General features: G+C 69.5%; 12 protein-coding genes. 3 read left to right on the top strand and 9 right to left on the bottom strand.

The annotated features are described in order from the left end of the window. Positions 1-21 precede the first annotated feature (21 nt). Positions 22-1,506, top strand: coding sequence for an efflux transporter outer membrane subunit (locus tag AAW51_RS15935; RefSeq protein WP_047195387.1), 1,485 nt, complete (start codon positions 22-24; stop codon positions 1,504-1,506). A 49-nt stretch (positions 1,507-1,555) separates the two neighbouring features. On the opposite strand, the gene AAW51_RS15930 is transcribed toward AAW51_RS15935, so the two are convergent. Next, the gene (locus AAW51_RS15930; protein ID WP_047195386.1) at positions 1,556-4,453 is read right to left on the bottom strand and encodes a TonB-dependent receptor; all 2,898 of its coding nucleotides are present in this window, start codon (positions 4,451-4,453) and stop codon (positions 1,556-1,558) included. Between the two features lie 282 nt (positions 4,454-4,735). Next, complete coding sequence (locus tag AAW51_RS15925; RefSeq protein WP_053013634.1) at positions 4,736-6,613, bottom strand: AI-2E family transporter; 1,878 nt, start codon at positions 6,611-6,613, stop codon at positions 4,736-4,738. Positions 6,614-7,038: 425 nt separating this feature from the next. On the opposite strand from AAW51_RS15925, the gene AAW51_RS15920 reads away from it, so the two are divergent. Together AAW51_RS15920 and AAW51_RS28245 are read left to right on the top strand one after the other, a co-directional pair. Next, positions 7,039-8,601: a right-handed parallel beta-helix repeat-containing protein gene (locus tag AAW51_RS15920; RefSeq protein ID WP_047195385.1), complete on the top strand. Its 1,563-nt coding sequence runs from the start codon at positions 7,039-7,041 to the stop codon at positions 8,599-8,601. 258 nt (positions 8,602-8,859) lie between these two features. Beyond that, positions 8,860-10,578: a right-handed parallel beta-helix repeat-containing protein gene (locus tag AAW51_RS28245; protein WP_053013633.1), complete on the top strand. Its 1,719-nt coding sequence runs from the start codon at positions 8,860-8,862 to the stop codon at positions 10,576-10,578. 160 nt (positions 10,579-10,738) lie between these two features. Here the strand turns inward: AAW51_RS28245 and AAW51_RS15910 are convergent, their stop codons facing one another. The 7 genes from AAW51_RS15910 to AAW51_RS15880 all read right to left on the bottom strand — a co-directional run bounded on the left by AAW51_RS15910 (position 10,739) and on the right by AAW51_RS15880 (position 19,152). Next, entirely contained in the window at positions 10,739-12,076 is a 1,338-nt protein-coding gene (locus AAW51_RS15910; protein WP_053013632.1) for a calcium-binding protein, read from the bottom strand. A 261-nt stretch (positions 12,077-12,337) separates the two neighbouring features. Beyond that, complete coding sequence (locus tag AAW51_RS15905) at positions 12,338-13,876, bottom strand: oligosaccharide flippase family protein (RefSeq protein ID WP_047195384.1); 1,539 nt, start codon at positions 13,874-13,876, stop codon at positions 12,338-12,340. 136 nt (positions 13,877-14,012) lie between these two features. After that, positions 14,013-15,146, bottom strand: a complete 1,134-nt coding sequence (locus tag AAW51_RS15900; RefSeq protein WP_053013631.1) for a glycosyltransferase family 4 protein — start codon at positions 15,144-15,146, stop codon at positions 14,013-14,015. Between the two features lie 28 nt (positions 15,147-15,174). Continuing rightward, positions 15,175-16,404 (bottom strand): polysaccharide deacetylase family protein, encoded by a 1,230-nt coding sequence (locus tag AAW51_RS15895; RefSeq protein WP_238947608.1) that lies wholly within the window; start codon positions 16,402-16,404, stop codon positions 15,175-15,177. A gap of 260 nt (positions 16,405-16,664) precedes the next feature. After that, the gene (locus tag AAW51_RS15890; RefSeq protein WP_053013629.1) at positions 16,665-17,426 is read right to left on the bottom strand and encodes a 4'-phosphopantetheinyl transferase family protein; all 762 of its coding nucleotides are present in this window, start codon (positions 17,424-17,426) and stop codon (positions 16,665-16,667) included. Further along, the gene (locus AAW51_RS29990) at positions 17,378-18,265 is read right to left on the bottom strand and encodes a serine aminopeptidase domain-containing protein (protein ID WP_047195383.1); all 888 of its coding nucleotides are present in this window, start codon (positions 18,263-18,265) and stop codon (positions 17,378-17,380) included. Before AAW51_RS29990 ends, AAW51_RS15890 begins: the two co-directional genes overlap by 49 nt. Continuing rightward, positions 18,262-19,152, bottom strand: coding sequence for a serine aminopeptidase domain-containing protein (locus AAW51_RS15880; RefSeq protein WP_053013627.1), 891 nt, complete (start codon positions 19,150-19,152; stop codon positions 18,262-18,264). Before AAW51_RS15880 ends, AAW51_RS29990 begins: the two co-directional genes overlap by 4 nt. Between the last annotated feature and the right edge of the window lie 5 nt (positions 19,153-19,157).

Here is a 19,157-nt window from a genome sequence, read left to right as displayed (position 1 = left end):
GCAAGGAGTCGCGTGATGAGTATGCCCACACAACAGACCACCCGGCCCGCCTGGCGAGTGCCCGCACTGGTGCTGGCGCTGGCCTTGGCCGGATGTGCCACACAACCTGCCGAGCAGCCGCCGCTCGACCTGCCGATGCCGGCCACCTTCAAGGAAGCCGAAACCGCACGCTGGACCGTCGCCCCGCCCGCCGACACGCAGGCTCGGGGCGACTGGTGGCAGGTGTTCGCCGACCCGGTGCTCGACGACCTGGCCCGGCGCGCCGGTGAGCGCAACACCGACTTGCAGCTCGCCGCCGCCCGGCTCGCACAGGCCCGCGCGCTGCTGAAGAACACCGAGGCCGACCGCGCGCTCCAACTGGGCCTGGAAGCCGGCGCGAGCCGGCAGACCGATGCAGGGCAGGGCGGGCGGCCCGTCACCAGCCTCACGGCCGGCGCTGGCGCCAGCTACGAGCTGGACCTGTTCGGCCGGCTGGCCGGTGCGAGCCGCGCGGCGGGGCTCGACGTGCAGGCACGCGAGGCCTTGCTGCAGAGCACGCGGCTGGTGGTGCAGGCCGACGTGGTCGGCACCTACCTGGGCTTGCGGGCGCTGGACACCGAACGCCGGTTGGTACGCGACACCTTGCAGGCGTTGCGCGACACGCAGCGACTCACCGAGCGCCGCCACGACGCGGGCGACGTGGCCGAGCTCGACGTCGCGCGGGCCAAGACCGAGGTCGCGTCGACCGAGGCCGAAGCCATCGCGCTCGACCGCCGCCGTGCCGAACTGGAGCACGCCCTGGCGACGCTGGTCGGCGAGCCGGCATCGTCGTTCACGCTGGCCGATGTCTCCGACCGTGGTGCTGCATCGGATGCGCCGCCGCCGCCGGTGCCGGCCGGTGTGCCGTCGACCGTGCTGGCCCGGCGCCCCGACGTGGCCGCCGCCTTGCGTACGCTGATGGCGGCGCAAGAGCGGGTGGGCATCGCCAAGGCGGCTTGGTTCCCCGACCTGACGCTGACCGCCAGTGGCGGTTATGCGTCGAGCGAGCTGTCCGACCTGTTCCAGTGGTCGGCGCGAGCCTGGGGTGTGGGCGCCTTGCTGTCGTTGCCGATCTTCGACGGCGGCCGGCGCGACGCCGGCGTGCGGCGGGCCGAGGCCGAACTCGACGCGGCGCTGGCCGTCTACCGGCAGCAGGTGCTGGTGGCGTTCCGCGAGGTCGAGGACCAACTGGCCGGCCTGCGTTTGCTGGCGCAGCAGTTCGAGGCGCAACAGCGCGCGGTGGAAGCGGCCACACGGGCAACCGGCTTGTCGGGCTCGCGCTATCGCAACGGGCTGGTCAGCCAGCTGGAGCTGCTGGACGCGCAGCGCAGCGAGCTGCGCAACCGACGCCAGGCCGTGCTGGTGCGGTCGGCGCAGCAGCAGTCGACGGTCGGGCTGATCCGGGCCTTGGGGGGCGGGTGGGACGCCACGCCTCCCGCGGCGCCGCAAGCGGCCCATCGGCCGCCGCAGGGCGAACAGCCTTCCTGACCCGCAACTGGGAGGAGCCGGCGCGCCTGGCAAGCGGCGCCGGCCCGCCTCACCAGCTCGCGCCGAGCGACAGCTTGACGGTGCGTGGCGGCCCTTCCAGTGTGCCGGTGGGGCTGCCGAACTCCGCGCCGTCGGTCTTGTAGTCCTTGTAGTTGCGACGATTGAACAGGTTCAGCACGTCCGCCCGCACCCGCACCCGCGCGCCCGCACCCACCCTGAACGCCTTGCCCAGCGCGACATCCACCTGCCGCTGGCTGCCGCGCTTGAACTGTTCGATCGAACACTGGTTGGCCCCCGCGGTGCAGTCGGTGTAGTACTGCGGCCGGCCCGACGCATAGCTGAGCCGCAGCGACCCCTCCAGCCCCCAGGGCAGGTCCTGCAGGGCCGCCACCACCAGCCGGTGCTTGGGCACGGCCGACGATTGCTTCCAGCCGTAATCCGCCAGGCTCGGGTAGTCGAGCGAGTAGTGCTCGCCGAACTGCCGGTTTTCTTTCGCGTTGGCATAGGTGTAGGCCAGCGTGACGCCCCAGCCGCTGGTGGGCGTGTACGGCTTTTGCGCCTGCAGGAACAAGGAGTTGGTGCGAGTCTCCAGACCGGAGGTGCCGAGGATCAACGAGCCATAGCCGGGCACCCCGTTGCCGAACGGCGGGCCCCATGTGGTGCCCGGCGCGAAGAAGCTGCCGTCCGGGCGCCGGTTGCCGAGCAGGAAGGCGAAGCCGTTCTTGCTGCGCACGTGCGACAGGCCGACGTCGGTGTTCCAGTTGCCGACCACCTGCCGCAGCCCCAGGCTGAACTGGTCGGAGAACGGCAGCTTGAGCTTGTTGTTGATCAGCACGACCTCGCGACCCTGGGTGTTGCTGGCCGGGCCGAGCAGGCCGACCAGGCCTTCGGGCGTGTAGTACTCCGGCTTCCAGGTGCCGTCGGGAAACAGAAACTCGCGCGTCGGGAAGGTGCCCTTGGTGTGCTCCAGCTGCAGCCAGTCGAAGATGTTGCGGTCGTAGGAGCGGCCATAGCCGCCGTAGACCACGCTGTGCTGGTCGGCCTTGAGGTCGTAGGCGAAGCCGAGCCGCGGCTGCCAGGCTTTGGCAAAGGCTTTGCGGTTGCGGCCGGTGCTGATGTAGTCGTTGATGTCGATGCCGCCGTTGGTCAGCGTTTGGGCGTAGGTCTGGCCCGCAGGCGCGTTCGGGTCCTGCTCGTTCAGCGCCGCGATCACGTCGGACGGCGTCTCGTGGTCGAGGTAGGCCGGGCTGCGCTCATAGTCGTAGCGCAGCCCGAGGTTGAGCGTCAGGTGCCGGTTGACCTCCCAGTCGTCCTGTACATACAGGCCGATCTGGGTGTTGCGCGAGTGTGCGCTGCCGTCCCCCACGCCCTCGAGCGCCGTGCCCACGCGCAGCTTGTAGGGGTCGGGGTTGCCACTCGTGATGTCGATGTAGTACTGCGGGTTGTAGGGCAGTCGTTCGACCGCGTCGACCTCGACACTCTTGACCTTCACGCCCATCTTCACGACGTGCCGCCCGCGCCATTGCAGGTCGGTGAAGGTGAAGTCGTCCTGCACGGCATAGCCCTTCTGGGCTTTGCGCTGGTAGTCCTGGCCGCCGCCGACGTTGAGCACCTCCTTCTCCGCATCGGTCAGCCCGGTGGTGAAGCGCAGACCCGGCCCCAGCGTCGTCGGCCGCGGGTTCCAGTCGGTGCGCTCGTACGTGATGCGCGCCTCGTTGACCCAGGTGTCGGCGTTGTACTGGTGCTTGAGCGCGATGCGCGTCTCGTCGTTGTCCTTCTGCGTCGACCACGGCTCGGTGCTCTGGTCTTTCAGGTTGGTGGTCTCGCGTTCATCGCGGTACTTGAGCGTGAACTCGAGTTGCTGTGCGTCGTTCAGTGCTGCATCGAGCTTGAGGAACAGCAGGTCTTCCTTGAACGGCACGCTGACCGGGCCGAGCAGGTGGCGGTAGGCGGCCGGGATGTCCTCGGCGCTGCGCCCGGCGCCGGGCACCACTGTTTGCGGGTCGCGATTGTCCTTGCCTTCGTAGGCGATGAAGTAGTGCAGCCGGTCCTTCACGATCGGGCCGCCCAGCGAGGCGCCGTACTGGTTCTGGCGGCTGTCGACCTTCTCGCCGGCCTTGGCTTCGGCGGGTGTCGACGCACGCCAGCTGCCGCGGGTGTGGTCGAAGAAGACGTCGCCCTGCAGCTCGTTGGTGCCCGACTTGGTGACCGCGGTGATGGCCGCACTGGTCACCTCGTCGAACTCGGCCTTGTAGTTCTGCGTCAGCACCTTGTACTCGCTGATGGCCGACTGCGGAAACGGGTTGCCGCGGCTCGAGTCCTGCCCGCTGATGCCGCCCCGCGTGACGTAGTTCTTCTGGCTGACGCCGTCGATGAACACATTGACGCCGTTGATGTTCTGGGCACCACCTTGCAGCCGCGTGCTGCCGTCGGCCTCGGTCGCGAAGCTGACGCCGGGCGCCAGGTCGGCAAAGGCCAGGAAGTTGCGGGTCACCTGCGGCAGCCGCTCCATCTGCCGCGGGCTGACATAGGCGCCGACCTCGCTGCTCTTGCTCTCGACGCCGCGTGTGCCGGTGACGGTCACGGTCTGCAGCGCCACGGTGGGGGTCCCCGGCGCCAGGTCGAGTGCCAGCGTCTGCCCGACCCGCAATGTCACCTCCCGCGTGCTGGCCGGAAGCCCCGCTGCCTGGACCTCGATGCGGTAGGTGCCGGGGGGCAGCCCGGTCAGCACATAGCCCCCATCGCTGCGGCTGGTGGTGCGCAGGGTCTGGCCGGTCGCGGTGTTGCGCGCCGTGATCGTCGCGCCCGCCACCGGGCCCGACGCTTGTGCCACCGTGCCTCGCACGATGGCGCTGCTGACTTGCGCTGCGGCGGGCAGCGCAATAAAGAGCAGGGTTACGGTGGGCAGCGCCTGGTTGAAAAGGCAGCTGGGTGCAGCTTGTCTCACGCTGTGGCCTCCTTGTGGGCAGGCAGACGCCCCTGCGCCGGCTGCCGTGGCTCGATGTCGAGATGTGCAAACACGAACGCCGCCTGCCGGCCTGCGACCCGGGGGCCCGGAGCGGCAAGCGAGGATAGGGGAGGGGCCGCCGGCCGTAAAGGCAGCGCGCGGGTGGGTGCCACGACGTACTGCGGCCGCCGCATCAGGCCTGGGGCCCGACGGGCACCAACTGAATGCAGATACAAATGAAGACCTAGATCACGCCTCGGCTTTTAGGCCGTTGACGGTAGGTCAGGCGCCCCGCAAGGCTTCTTGTCCCAGTGCCTCGTCGTCGTGGGCGGTGTCGCAACCGGGCACGGCGGCGTTGACGAGTTGTGAACGCAGTGCCGCGAGTTCGGCGCGGGCTTCGGCCAGGCTGGTGGCCACGCGGTCGGCGCCGGCGCTCGTCAAGGCGGTGCGTGCAGTGGCCACGTCGGCCTGCCGGCCGAAGCAGGCCACCACCAGTTGCGGCTGCAGCGGATGCGTCCGCAGACGCTTGCAGAGCAACTGCGCATAGGCCAGCGCCGAGGCGCTGGCCGTGACGATGCAGACCACCGGCGCCGGCCGGGCCTCCAGTTCGGCGGCCACCTCGGAGGCGAGTGCGCCGGGGTCGCAGGTGTCGAGCGAGAAGCCGCCGGGTTCGAGCAGCTGTTCGAGCAGCCCGGCGGCGGCGGCGGCGCAGGGGTCGCGCACCGGCACCACCAGCAAGGGCATGGCGGCGGCCGGCGCGGCGCGGTCGGGGGGTGCGACCGGCGCGGCCGGGTCGACGCCCACCTGCGGATCGGCGGCCAACCGGGCCGCGAGGTCGGCCACGGCAGTGACGACAAACTCGACGTCGGCTTCGTCGAGCGCATTGCGTTCCAGGTCTCGACGCGCATAGCACAGCGCCGGCATCATCAGCTCGTCGTAGACGCCCAGCAGGCCGGCCGTGCCAGCATGCTCGGCTGCCACCTCGCCGGCCTCGTGCCGGTCGCGGGCCAGCAGCCGCTGATAAAAGCGCGCGCTGGGGGCCAGTGCGGGCCGGTCACCGAGCAGCGTGTCGAAGAAGCGCAAGGCCGGCACGTAGTGGCCCAGCACCACCAGGCACACGGTCAACGGCGTTGCGAGCAGCAGCCCGATGGGCCCCCACAGCCAGGTCCAGAACGCCACCATGACCAAGGTGGCGGTTTCCGACACGCCGATGCCGCGGCCATACAGCACCGGCTCCACCAGCATGTTGCTGACCGTCTCGAGCACCGCGAACAGCAGCAACACCTGCAGCGCCGGCACCCAGCTGTTGCTGATCACGAGGCTGAGCAGCAGCGGGAAGATGGCGGCGATCCACGGTCCGATGTAGGGCACGTAGCGCAACACGCCGGCGATCAGGCCCCACATGAAGGCATAGGGCACGCCGATCAGCCACAGACCCGCGGTGACAGCCAGGCCGTGGCAGCTGTTGATCGCGAACTGCATCAGCAGATAACGGCTGATGCGCCCGGCCGCTTCATCGAGCATCTTGGTGGTCGGCACCAGCCGCGCCTGTCCGGCGAGCGTGATCAGCCGGTCGCGCAGGTCTTCGCGGCGCAGCAGCATGAACACCACCAGCACGAAGGCAAACGCCACCATCGACACCGGTTCGATCACCGGGCCGAAGGTGTTCCACAGCTTGGTGATCTGGAGGGCGCCGCCGTCTTCGACCACCCGCACGGTGCGCGCCGGTCCGCCCTCGGCCGCCGGCAGCACTTCGGCCTTTTGCAGCTGCCGCGAGACGCGGCCGACGATACGTTCCAGCCGCGCGACGAAACCGCGTTCGTCGCGCTTGAGCCCCGCGATCTTGGCATTCAGGTTGCGCTCGTAGAGGGGGAACTCGTCGACCAGGCGGGTGGCCTGGTGTGCCACGGTCCAACCGATGCCACCCAACAAGGCCGCGACCACGGCCAGCATCACCAGCACCGCGCCGAAGCGCGGCACACCACGCCGCTGCATCATCGTGATGGGCGGGCTCATCAGAAAGGTGAGCAGCAAGGCCAGGGCGATCGGCACCAGCACGCCCTTGAGCCAATACAGCAGGCCCAGCACGATGGCGCCGCTGCCCAGCAGCGAAAAGGCCTTCACCCAGCTGCCGGGTGTGCCGAGCGGCAGCCGGGTCATGGGCACATCTCGCGGCCGGCCGTGCGGCGGGCCTGGTCTTGCGCGTCGCTGCCCAGGACCGGGAGCCGCGGCATCGCGGCCCAGGGTCTGTCAGCACGGCTCGGGCAGGGGCGTCCTCGCAGCGGCGTCGCCATGGGTCATTCTTCCTTTTTGTGATCGGGCGTGCTCGCGATGCTAGTGCGCCGCGGGCCGCAGTTCACTTCCGGCGCGCGCCGCGTGGCTGTCGGACGGCGCCTACAGCAGGGCGGGTCAACGTCTGCGCGACAGTCTCGCCTCGCGTGCCGCCCTCATTCATGGACTGCACAACCCGGCATCGAGCCGACACAATGGCGCCCTGCCGTGCAGATGCGGCGACACAACAAGGGGTGGGCATGATGCGAGGTGCGGGTGGGGCACGACACGTTCTGGCGCGGAGGGGCTGGGGCATGGCGACCGGGGTGGCGACCGGGGTGGCGATGCTGACGGCCGGCCAGTGCCTGGCGCAACCGGCAGCGGCCAGCGGGCCCGGCGGTGTGGTGTTGAGCGCCGATTGGCCGCCACCCGTGCCGGCCCTACGCACCAGCACCTGCGCCGGGCCGCTGCAAGGCAGCGGTCGCACCTATGACGTCGGCCCCGGCAAGGCCTACGCCGAGCTGACCGACGTGCCCTGGCTGTCGCTGGGCCCGGGCGACGTGGTCAACATCCATTACCGCCCGCAGCCCTACCGCACCAAGATCGGGTTGCGCGCACAAGGCCGGGCCGACGCACCAGTGATCTTGAACGGTGTGACCGACGCGCAGTGTCGCCGGCCCGAGATCAGCGGCGAGTCGGCGGTGACGGCCAAGGACGTCGCGCGGGCCGGCTTCTTCAGCAAGGAGCACAGCGAGTTCCTCGGCACCATCTTTCTCTATCGCGGCCCGCAGGACCGCTACGGCCATCGTCCGCAGCACATCGTGATCCAGAACCTGAAGATCACCGGCGCGCGCTCGCCCAACCGCTATACCGCGCAAGACGGCAGCAGCGGGCGCTACTCCACCGGGGCGGCCGGCATCTACGCGATCGTGGTGGAGCACCTGACGATCGACAACTGCGAAGTGACGGGCAACGGCAACGGCATCTTCGTCAACAGCCGCTCGAGCGACGAGGCGAGTGCCCATATCACGGTGCGGCGCAGCCGCGTGCATCAAAACGGCAACCCTGGCAGCTACCTCGAGCACAACCTGTATGTGCAGGCCGCCCGCACCCTCTACGAAGGCAACTTCATCGGCCAGCTGGTGCCCGGGGCGCTCGGCTCCTCGCTCAAGGACCGGGCCAGCGGCACGGTGGTGCGCTACAACCACATCGTCGCTGCGGCGCGCGCACTCGACCTGGTGGAGATCGAAGACGGCGTGCAGCAGGTCAGCCAGGACCCGCTCTACGACCACGCGTGGGTGTACGGCAACCTGATCGTCGACGACTGGAACAACCCGGGCACCTCGTCGGTGAAGCTGATCCACTGGGGCGGCGACAACAGCCCCGATGCCTTTCGGCAGGGCACGCTCTACTTCTATAACAACACGGTCATCCTCGATGTCGAGCAGCGCAAGCAGTTCTGGTACGTGACGCTGTTCGACATGCCGACCCCGAAGCAGACCGCGCTGGTGCGCGGCAACATCATCGTCAACCGCAGCACCGCGGAGTTGCGGCTCGGCACCGACGACGGCACCGTCGAGCTGGCGGGCACCAACTGGATCAGCAGCGGCTGGGTGCCGCGCGGGCCCGACTCGCCCGTTTCGTTGCGGCGCAGCGGGCCCTTGTTGCTCGGCCGGGATGCGGGGCTGGGGCCCGACGGCCGCCCGCGCCCCGGCTCCCCGGTGCTCGACCGCGCCTCGGCCCTGCCGCCCGGCCTGCGGGTCGGCGTGGCCGCCGAGAACCTGGCGGTGCGACATGAATACGCGCCGGACGTCGGGCTGGTGGAACGCCGGCGTCACGGTCAGGGTTACGACCTCGGTGCCTTCGAGCTACGGTAATTCGTCACGCTCGTCGACGTCACGACGACAGGTGAAACAAAGCCTTACACAGGGTGGGGCGAATCCCCTTACGCTGGCGCACCTGAAGAAGAGGGCGGTCGGTGGGGGTGGCCCGGGCAGGTGCACGTCTTAGGACGCTGTGTGCCGCGCCGAGTCTCGCATGCCGACCGGTTGGGGGCGGGTTGTACGACCGCCGTGCCGGTTGCGCCGCTGCCTGTTGGACAGCGGCCAAACAAGAAACGATAAGCGAGAACAGGCATGAGCATTGCGCTGCGTTGGGAATGGGTCGTCGCGGGTTGGATCTGCCTGAGTGCAGGTCTGGCCGGATGCGGTGGGGGCAACAGCGGCGACGCCGCGCCGGAACCAGGGGCCACCGCCGCCCCATCGCCGTCGCAGGAGGTGGCGCAGGTGCCGAGCACCGGCGCTTCCAGCCCGACCACGCAGACACCGGCGCCCGGCTCGAGCAAACCGCCGGCAGCAGCTCCGACGCCGCCCGCCGCGTCCAAGCCTCCTCCGCCACCACCCACGGCACCCGCCGCGCTGTCGCTGAGCGCTTGCGAGCCCTCCGGCAAGGGCCGCGACTTCCAGGTCGGCCCGGGTGCCGGGCAGTTGCGGACCCTGGCGGACGTGCCCTGGGAAAGCCTCGCCGCCGGCGACACGGTGCGCATCTTCTGGGCTGAGGTGCCCTACCGCGGCAAGATCATGATCAACGCACAGGGCCGCGCCGATGCACCGGTGCGCGTGTGTGGCGTGCCGGGTCCGAACGGGGAACGTCCGGTGGTCGATGGCAAGGACGCGGTGACGCGGCGTGGCTTGAAGTACGCGCATCCCTTGTTCGAACAGCGTTCCGTGGTGACCATCCACCGCCTGCAGCCGCAGCTGTGGGAGGCCTACCCCAAGCACATCCAGATCGACGGGCTGAAGATCCGCGGCGCGCATCCGTACTACAGCTTCACCAACTCCAACGGCGAGCGCCAACCGTATGTGGAGTTCGGCGCCTGCGTTTGGGTCGAGCGCGGCCACAACATCGTGATCGCGAACAATGAGATCACCGACTGCACCCAGGCCATCTTCAGCCGGTCCAGCGACGAGTGGATGGGCCAGGGCAAGGGCGAGTTCAGCGTGACGCGCAACCTGCGCATCGCCGGCAACTACATGCACGGCAACGGCGTGGTGGGTGACTATTTGATCCACACCACCTACGTGCAGAGCGCCAACGTCGTCTACGAGTTCAACCGCTACGGCCCCATGCGCGCAGGCGCACTTGGCAACGCGCTGAAGGACCGGTCGGTCGGCCCGGTGATCCGCTACAACCGCATCGAAGGCGGTGCCCACTCGATCGACCTGGTCGAGACCGAAGACTATGCCGAGACCGCCAAGCTCGACCCGACCTACCGCAGCAGCTGGGTCTATGGCAACCAGATCGTCAAGGACGGCCGCACCGGCACCACGATCCACTACGGTGGCGACCATGCCGGCAACGAAGCCAGCTACCGCAAAGGCACGCTGTATTTCTTCAACAACACGGTGCACGTGACCGGCGACGACTATGCGGTGCTGTTCCAGCTGTCGACCACCGAAGAGACGGCCGAGGTCTGGAACAACGTGTTCATGTTCGATCCGGGGATCAAGTACCCGCGCATGCGCGAGAAGCAGGACAACGCCCCCGGCATCCCGTCGGGTGGCATCCTGAACCTGGGCCGCAACTGGATCGACGCACGCTGGAGCGACGCCGGCCCGTGGCACACCGTGGGCGGCAAGCTCAACGGCGTGGCCAACCTGATCACCGGCACCACCCCGCCGGTTGACCTGGCCACGATGCTGCCGAAGGCCGGCAGCCCGGTGTTGGACGTCGGCCAATCGGCGCCCGTCGCCGCCACGGGCTTCCCGGTCGGCTTCCAGCTGGACCGGGTCTATCTGCCCAAGCCGCGCTCCGTCAACGGCAGCGGCAGCGACCTGGGCGCGCTCGAGCGCTGAAGCGGGCGCCGTCCGACCTTGCACGCCGCCTTGCGCGGCGGCATGCAAGGCACACGGCCTTCGCTGGCGGAGCAGCCCATGCCAGGCAGCCTTCTTTCAAGGTACGCCGCATCGAACGCCGCCATCCGCTTTCGCACCGCGCATGGCGCGGTGCGGCGTTTCAGCCCCCGAAGACGATGTCCGTCGCCTCCAGGCTGCCGGCCGCACTGACGCTCACGTACCCCAGCAAGGCCGCGTCGTCCGCCTCCAGGCCGGTGGGGTTGTACCAAAGCGCACCGTCGAGCGTGTTGACGTAGAGGCCGCTGAGCTTGAGCCCCTCTTGCCCGGTCCAGCCTTCCCCCTTGAAGAACCAGCCGGTGGACAGCGGGTTGCCTTCGACATTCCCGCCGATGAAGATCAGGCCCTGCAGGCCGGAGACCCGCGGCAACGGCAACTGCGCGTCGAGCGTGTCCAGCAGCACCAGGCGGTCGTCGTCGTGCGAGAAGTCGGCGACCGTGTCGGCCTCGCCTGCCTGCAGGCTGCCGAAGACGAAGCGGTCACCCCCAGCACCGCCCGTGAGCCGGTCACTGCCGGCCGCGCCGTCGAGCCGGTCGTCGCCGCCGCCGCCGTTGAGGGTGTCGTTCCCTTGGCCGCCCCACAGCGTGTCGTCGCCGGCCAGGCCGGTCAGCCGGTTTGCGGCGCTGTTGCCGGTGAGGACGTTGTCGAGCCCGTTGCCCCTGCCGTCGCGCGCGGCCGGCGCTTCTGCCAGCGTCAGGTGTTCGAAGCCGTCCCGCAGGGTGTAGCTCGACTGGGAATAGACGCTGTCGATGCCGGCATCTCGGACCGCTTCGACGAGCCGCTCGCGCCCGTCACCGACGATGCGGTAGACGTCGTGCCCTCGGCCACCGACCAGCAAGGCGTTGGCGCCGCGGGCGTCGAGCGTGTCGTCGCCGTCACCCCCGAACAGCAGCTCGATGCGGATCGTGGCTTGTGCGGCCGCCAGCTCGTCGTCGCCCGAGGCCAGGCTGCCTTGCGTGGCGGCGCCAGCACGGTCGTTGTCCGTCGCCACCAGCTCATCGTCCCCGGCATCGCCGAGCAGCACGTCGTCGCCCTTGCCACCGTACAGCCGATCGTCGCCGCCGCCGCCGCGCAGGAAGTTGTCGTTGGCATTGCCCTGCAGGTCGTTGTCGAGCACGTTGCCGTAGCCCTCGAGGGCCGCGGGCCATGTCGGCTTGTCCCCGGGCGAGGGCTCCGGTTCGATGCGTGTGTCATCGAGTTGCAAATGCTCGACGTGATCCGGCAGCCAGTAGTTTTGCAGGCGCGAGACCACCATGTCATTGCCTTGAGCGGCGCCTTCGACCACCGCGTCGCCGGCTGAATTGACGAAGTACAAGTCGTTCCCGAGGCCGCCGGACATCACGTCCTCACCGGATGACCAGTTCGAGTTGAACCATGAAGACTGCTCGACGTTGTCGTCCGACAGGGTGTCGTCCGCGTCCGATCCTTCGATCACGGCCATGGCATCTCCTTGTGGGTGGAAGCAGCAGCAGCAGCAGCGACTGCCTCCCAAGCATGGCGCAGGACCTCCCGCGGCGCCATCGTGTCGACCCATCGAAGTAAGGGGCAGTCAGCTGCGGTGACGCCCCACGCCGGGCAGGGCGAGGCGACGATCAGGGCAACGCCGTGCGCGGGTGGGCAATGTGAGCCCCAGCCGCATGACCGCCTTCACGCCCTCGATGCCATGCCGTCGCGCGGCATGGCATCGGCCGCGGCGTCGGCGTCAGGCCGGGCGGCTCCAGCGCTCGAGCAACGCCGGGACGCCGCGCAAGAAGGTGATGCGTTGCGCGACCGAACCGATCACGGCCATGTCGCGCGTGTACCAGACACGCAGGAACAGCGAACACGCGATGTAGGCCACCGCGTACACCACCCCCGCGGCCAAACGCCCGAGCAGGCCGGGGGCCAACAGGGCGATCGGCAGTGCGAGGGCCGCACCGCCGGCGGCGGCGAGCAGCATGCGCCCGACATCGGCCAGGGGCAATTGGATCTTCAGGGTGCGCACCACCAGCAGCGCGACGACGACCAACACCACGACACTGGAGATGGCATGCGCCACAACCGCGCCGATGATGCCGAAGCGCGGCACCAGCAGCAGCGCCGTGACCGCTGAGAACACGACCGAGAAGACGGCCACGCCCGCTCGCACGCGCTGGTTGTCGGTGGTCGACAGCAACGCACCGAAGGTGCCTTGTGTCAGCGTCAGCCCGCCGACGACGACCATCACCTCGAGCAGCAAGGCGGCTTCGGCGAACTTCGGGCCGTACATGATCTGGATCGCCGGCGCGGCCCAGAACGCGCCGACGCCGGCCAGCAACAGGCCGAGGTACTGGAAGTAGCGCGCCGCGTCCGAGGTGATGCGGCTGACCCGCTCCACGCCCCCGGCACCGTAGGCATGCGCCATGGTGGGCATCAGGATGGTGGTGAGCCCCGACGACAACAGGTCGACACCGCCGCGGGTCAAAGCCGCGGCAATCGTGAAGAAGCCGACCGCCTCGGGCCCGACCAGCGAGTTCAGCAAGAAGGTCTCGACCGATTTGTTGCTGAGGGCTGCGGCAAAAGTCAGCACCACCGTCCAGTACAGGTGCGGCCGCACGCGGGCGAGCAAGGCGGGATCGCTCTCACCGGGGTCGGCCTGCACGCCGGCCTTGCGTGACCACCTGGCAATCACCAGCGGGTGCGCGAGGCTGTGCAGCACGAAGATCAGCAGGAAGCCGAGCAGGTGGGCGCCGGCCAGCAAGCCGATGCCCGCAGCGACCAGGTTGGCCACCGCCAGCAGGCTGACGCTGGCGGCCTCCAGCCCGAACAGGCCATGCCCCTTGGCGACCGAGACCCCGAACAGATACCAGGCGCGCGCCAGGGCTGCCGCCAGCGCGACCGCGGCGAAGGTCAGCAGATGGCCGTCCCAGCCGGCCGGCTTGACCCACGGCAGCGCGGCCAGAAACACTCCGCCCACCACCGCGCAGGCAGCCCAGTGGCGCGCCGCAAACCACCGGTGCAGCTTGCGCGCCGCAGGGGCGTCTTCGCGCCCCATGCATTCCGAGATGAAGCGGATGGCCGAGGTGGTCAGGCCGTTGTTCATGAACACCACCAACAGCCCGGACAGCCACACCAGATAGGAGTAGCGCCCGAAGTCGGCGGGACCCAGGCCACGCGCGATGATCATGTTGGTGACCAGCCCGGCCGCGTACGCGACGTAGGTCGAGCCGGTGATCAGCAGGGCGGAGCGGAACACCGCCTTGCCGCCGAAACGCTCACTCATCGCCGCGACTCCTGGGCAGCCGACACAGAAGAGGCGGCGGCCGAGGCGCCGCCCGCAGAGGCAGGGCCGGCCCCGGCCCTGAAACACATCGCAGCTTTCACGGCGGCCGGCGCAGGAGAGGTCGACAGTAGGTGTGTCATGCGCAGACCCGGTACTGGTCTCGCAACACGTCGTGCACCCGGCCGGCCACCGCCGACCAGGTGAACTGCTGTTCCACCCGTTGGCGCCCGGCCTGGCCCATACGTTCGGCCAACGCCGGTTGCGAGCCGAGTTCGAGCATCGCGGCGGCCAGCGAGGCCGGATCTTCCGCGGCGGCGATCAAGCCCGTCTGCCCATGCGCGACGATCTCGGGCATCGCGCAGCGGTCGACCGCGATACACGGCATGCCATAGGCCATGCCTTCCAGCAAGGAAATGCCGAACGGTTCATAGACCGACGGCAGCACCAGGGCCGTGGCCTGCTCGAACAGCGTGCGCAGTTGGGCCGCTTGCGCAGGGTCCGACTTGGACAGGAAACCGGCGAAGGTGACCCCGGGGTCGACCTGGGCCGGCACGTCGGGCCCGACGATGGTCAACCGGGCTTCGGGCAGTTGCCGGCGCACTTGTGCGAAGGCGGCCAGCAGGTGATCGCCGCCCTTGCGCTTGAATTCGCGGCCGACGAAGAGAAAGTGCGGGCCGGCGGCCTGCTTCGGCGGCAGGGTCGGCAACTGGGGGAAGTTGATGCCGGCGCCGACCACATGCAGTTGGCTGGCCGGGATGCCGAAGTCTTTCATGAACGACGAGGCGAGCCAGGCGCTCATCACGAAGATGCCGCGCATGCCTTGATACACCGCCGCTTCCCAGCGCAGGTGGTCGTCGCGCGAGCGATCGGCCAGCAAGCCCTGGTCGTAATAGCGGTAGCGCAGGGCCGCGTTGCCGTCGTGATAGCCGAACACCGGGGGTTGCGTGGTCGTGTCGGGCTGCGCACAACGCAGGCGCGCGCCGATCTGCACCACCGCGGTGGCCTCGCGGCAGCGGCGGATCTCGGCTTGCGCCTGCTCGCTCAGTGCCTGGAAGCGGGCCGGGCTGGCGTTGTAGCGGCTGCGCCAGCGCTCACGCGGCCAGCTGATGGCCGCCAGCTGCAGCAGACGCTCGCGGGTGGCCGACAGGCGCACCTGGCGCGCGTCGTGCAGCACGCCGCGCTCGCGCAGCGATTCGAAGAAGAACTTGGAGGAGCCCGACCAGCTGCGGGGATCGAAGGGAGGCTCGAGGCTGATACCCAGGACGGCCATGTTGTCAGAGGAAGAGTGCGGGGCAGACTCAGGGTGCCGAGACCGGCCGTGGGGACGACGGCTCGTCATGCGGGAAGGCCACGAGTTCGGGGCGGTGGTGGAACGACATGCGCATCAAACGCGCCACGAACACGCCGGGATGACGGTCGGGCGGGCCGAAGCGCGGCAGCTGGTAGCGGTTCATCTCGTGCGTGGCGACCCCCCATGCGGTCGAGACGGCGCAGCGGTAGCCGGCCTGGCGTACCAGCTCCATGTGCTCGGCAGTGTAGTCGGCGTTGGGCTTGCCGTTGGGATAGGCAAAACAGTTCGGTGCGGCGCCCAGCAAGGAGGTCAAGGCATCGCGGTTGGCCATGATCTCGAGGGCGGCGGCGTCGCGGTCCATGCGCGCCAGGATGGGATGGTGGCGGGTGTGTCCGCCGATCGTCATGCCCGCACGCGCCATGGCGCGCACCTGGTCGGACGTCATCATCAGGTCGTCGGGCAAGGGCGTGTCCACTTGGCCGGCCAGCGAGGCGCAGACCTCTTCACGCCGCTCGAGCGGCAGGTATTTGATCGCCGCCACGATGTCGTCGGCCAGCGCGATGCGCGATGCGGCGTCGCTGACGCTGCGCTGGCCCAGGCCGATCTCGCCGAGGTCGATGCGCTGGTGGGCGCCGAGGCGCCGCACGCTTTCGAGCACGGTGTCGTTGAACATGCGCCCGCCGTCGAGGAAGCCGGTTGAGACGAAGAAGGTGGCGGTGAGCTTGAACTGCTGGAGCAAGGGCAGCGCGAGCTCGTAGTTGTCGCGGTACCCGTCGTCGAAGGTGATGCACGCCGCCCGGGGCGGCAAGGTGCCGGCCTGCAGACGCTCCACCGCTTCCTCGAGCGGCAGCACCGTGAACGCCTGCGACAGTGCCCGCAACTGGTCGGCCAGCGTGGCGGCGTCGGGCACGTCGTTGAGCAGCGGGTCTTTGCGGGCCACCACACGGTGGTACATCAAGATGGGCAGGCGCGAACCGCAGCCCCCCGGGTAGGTGCTGCGAGCGCCGAGGCGGTAGAGCCGCGCGGCGGCGGCGCGCACGATCTCCCTCATGCCGATCGCCGGGCCGCGGCCACGCGTGGCCGCCCCGAAGGCGGTGTGGCGCGACGGCGTGCGAGCTTGGGCGCGCGCGTAGCGGGCAGGCAGGCCGTCGGCCGGGCCGCCGTCGGCTTCGCCGAGCAGCTGGCAGTCGACAGCGGAAGAAGGTCCGGTACGCCCCACGTGCTTGCCAAGGTCCAAATGAGCATCGACTCGAACTTGTCGTCTTGTTGAAGGATGTGCATCGCGGGCGTTCACGCCCGCCACCGCCGCACGCCGACGGTCCTGATCGGACCGCCGCGACGCCGGGAGAGCCTGCATCGCGGCCTTGCGCCGTGCTCGCGCCCGCCGCTGCCAGCGGCCCGCCGGTCCTGCGGCGTGATCCCGCCCTGGTCACCGGGCCTGCTGCCCCCCGCGGCGCACTATAGCGGTGGGGGCGTGCTTTCCACGCCGGACCCCCCTCAATGCAGGGGCCCGGATTGTGGGGGGGCTGCCGCCGGTGTGGTCTCTGGCGGCGACGTACCGGACGCGGCCATCCAGGCCACCGACAGCAAGGCGCCCTCGCACCGCAACGACCGCAGCGCGGCGAGGGCCGGTCCTTCGGGGCCGGGCAGTTCGACGGTCCGCGGCAGCGGGGCCAGGCCGGCATGGAAGGTCACGGGCGAGAGGCTCAAACCACTGCCCAGCGCCTTCAAGCAGGCCTCCTTGCGCGTCCAGCCCCACAGGAAGGCGAGTTCGCGACGGGCCGGGTCGGTGTCGCGCAATTCCTGGTTCTCACCGGCCGTGAAGTTGTGCTGCGCCAGCGACAGCACGTCGGACATCGGGCGGACGATTTCGATGTCCACCCCCAGTTCGCCGTCCGGGCCGACCACGATGGCCGCCAGGTCGCCGCTGTGGCTGAGGTTGAAGGCCAGCGGGTGGCCGGCCTCGAGCGAGGGCTTGCCGTGGATGCCTTGCCGAAACTGCAGCGCCTGTGGCGCCTGGTCGCACTGCTCGGCGAGCACCTCGCGCAGCAGGCAGTGGGCCGCCAGGTAGCGGCGCCGGTCGCGCTCGAAGACGAACCGGGCCGCACGTTGTCGCTCGGCCTCGGACAAACAGGCCAGCCGTGCGGCATCGGGTGTCGCGTCGAGCCTCGCCAGCCACAGGCGCAGCGGCGGCCAGGCCAGCTCGGCGCTCAGCTCGACCAGTTCTGCGATTCGATCAGGATCTTGTTTCGCAACCATTGCATCACGGTGCGGATGAACAGGTCTTGCGCTTGCGGCAGCGTCAGCACGTGGTCGCACTCGCGCAGGAACTCGTAGCCTACCCGGTCCACCAGGCCGTAGCGGCCGAAGGTGTCGTGGAACTGGCGGTGGTAGTTGTAGGCGCCCGGCTCGCCACCCGAGAAGATGAAATGCAACTGCACCTGGCGTTCGACCAAACGTTTCAGGCGCTCGGCGAACTCGTCGCGAGACGGCACGCTGCTGCGCCCGAAGATGCCGACCGCCGCCGAGGGCCGGGGCGCCCCTGCAGCGCTGCTGCCGGCGCGCCTGGGCCACAGCAGGCGCAAGGCGCGCACCAGCACCTTGCCCACCGCCCCGAGCACGCCGGCGTTGCGCAGCAGATGCCAGCGGCGCAGCCATGCCGTCTTGCGGGTCGGATAGACATAGGAATCGAACATCACGATGCCCTTCAGGCGCACGTCTTCGAGCGCCGTCAGATGTGCGATGTCCGCCCCCGAGCACATGCCCACCATCAGGAAATGTCGGCGTCCGAAACGGGCCTCGGCCGCGTCCATCGCGCTGCGCGTGTCGGCGACGAACTGTTCGGCCACCGGCAAGGTCGAGCTCGATCGGGCACTGTCGCCCAGCCCGTTGGTGTCGAAGCGCAGTGTCGGCAGGCCGAGCGATGCGAACTGGCGTGCCAGCTTGACGTTGATGCGGTGCGGGCCGATACGCGGGATCACGCCGGCGTTGCTCAGCAGCACCATCAGGTCGTCACGTGCCGGCACGTCGGCGGCGGGGTGGGTGAAGGTGCCGACGAGATTGCGTTCGGGGCCGAAGACGAGGGTCTCTTCTTTCATGGCGTTTCTGCAGCGGTGACGGCGGCGGCCACGGCCGCCGCGACCGTGGCCGTGATGGCGGCGGCTTCCGCCTCGGCGGCGCCGGTCAGGCCGGCGAGCAGCACGGTCTGGATCTGGCGCGGCACGATGGCGGTGCCGCGGGCATCGCCAGACATCCAGTCGATCGTCTCCTCGATGGACAGCAACTCGGCATCGGGCAGGGCGCCCACCGCCAGCCCGCGGCGCTGGTCGTCACGCAAGGCGATCAGCAGCGGCTGTTGCCGGACCGCGACCCGGCGCAGCACCTCGGGGCGCAGCGCCTCGATCTCGCGCGTGAGGGTCGGCCCCATGTCGAAGCCGATCACAGAGCCGGGCAGGGTGGGTTCGGGCACGCGGTTCTCGCGCCGCAACCGCCGCCACGGGGTTTGAAGTTCGCGTGCCACCTCACGCCGGTGCGCCTCGAGCAGCGCTTGCAGATAGGCGGGGCCTTCGAGCACCGGTTCCCACAGCACCACGCGGGCGGCGGCATGGGGGCGTTGCACCGCCGCCAGCGCGGCCAGCGTGGCCCCGAGGCCGACCCCGAACAGGTGCACGGGCGCCGCGCCGGCGTAGGCTTCGAGCTGTTCCCACGCGGCCAGTGTGTCGGCGGTCCAGCCGGCCAGCGTCTGGTCGGCGCCGTCCCCGGGGGCGTCGCCAGTGCCGTGGTAGTCGAAGCGCAGCACGGTACAGCCCTCGCGGCACAACCGTTGGGCCAGCGCCTGGAACATCTGATTGGTGCGCACCGCCTCCTGGCCGAACGGCTTGCACAACAAGAAGGCGGGCCGACCCTCGACGGTGCCTTCGGGGCGTTGCAGCACGCCCACCACCTCGCGGGCAGGGCCGGCGAACCGCAGCACTTCAACGCTCATTGGAT

The organism is Caldimonas brevitalea (assembly GCF_001017435.1).
Lineage (GTDB): Bacteria > Pseudomonadota > Gammaproteobacteria > Burkholderiales > Burkholderiaceae_C > Caldimonas > Caldimonas brevitalea.
The sequence above is the reverse complement of the archived record's forward strand: the minus strand, read 5'-3'. Positions and strand labels throughout refer to the sequence as shown.

Excerpts from the sequence above, each read along its gene's own strand:
- AAW51_RS15935 (WP_047195387.1), top strand. The coding sequence starts at position 22 with ATGCCCACACAACAGACCACCCGGCCCGCCTGGCGAGTGCCCGCACTG.
- AAW51_RS15925 (WP_053013634.1), bottom strand. The coding sequence starts at position 6,613 with ATGACCCGGCTGCCGCTCGGCACACCCGGCAGCTGGGTGAAGGCCTTT.
- AAW51_RS15920 (WP_047195385.1), top strand. The coding sequence starts at position 7,039 with ATGGCGACCGGGGTGGCGACCGGGGTGGCGATGCTGACGGCCGGCCAG.
- AAW51_RS28245 (WP_053013633.1), top strand. The coding sequence starts at position 8,860 with ATGAGCATTGCGCTGCGTTGGGAATGGGTCGTCGCGGGTTGGATCTGC.
- AAW51_RS15910 (WP_053013632.1), bottom strand. The coding sequence starts at position 12,076 with ATGGCCGTGATCGAAGGATCGGACGCGGACGACACCCTGTCGGACGAC.
- AAW51_RS15905 (WP_047195384.1), bottom strand. The coding sequence starts at position 13,876 with ATGAGTGAGCGTTTCGGCGGCAAGGCGGTGTTCCGCTCCGCCCTGCTG.
- AAW51_RS15900 (WP_053013631.1), bottom strand. The coding sequence starts at position 15,146 with ATGGCCGTCCTGGGTATCAGCCTCGAGCCTCCCTTCGATCCCCGCAGC.
- AAW51_RS15890 (WP_053013629.1), bottom strand. The coding sequence starts at position 17,426 with ATGGTTGCGAAACAAGATCCTGATCGAATCGCAGAACTGGTCGAGCTG.
- AAW51_RS29990 (WP_047195383.1), bottom strand. The coding sequence starts at position 18,265 with ATGAAAGAAGAGACCCTCGTCTTCGGCCCCGAACGCAATCTCGTCGGC.
- AAW51_RS15880 (WP_053013627.1), bottom strand. The coding sequence starts at position 19,152 with ATGAGCGTTGAAGTGCTGCGGTTCGCCGGCCCTGCCCGCGAGGTGGTG.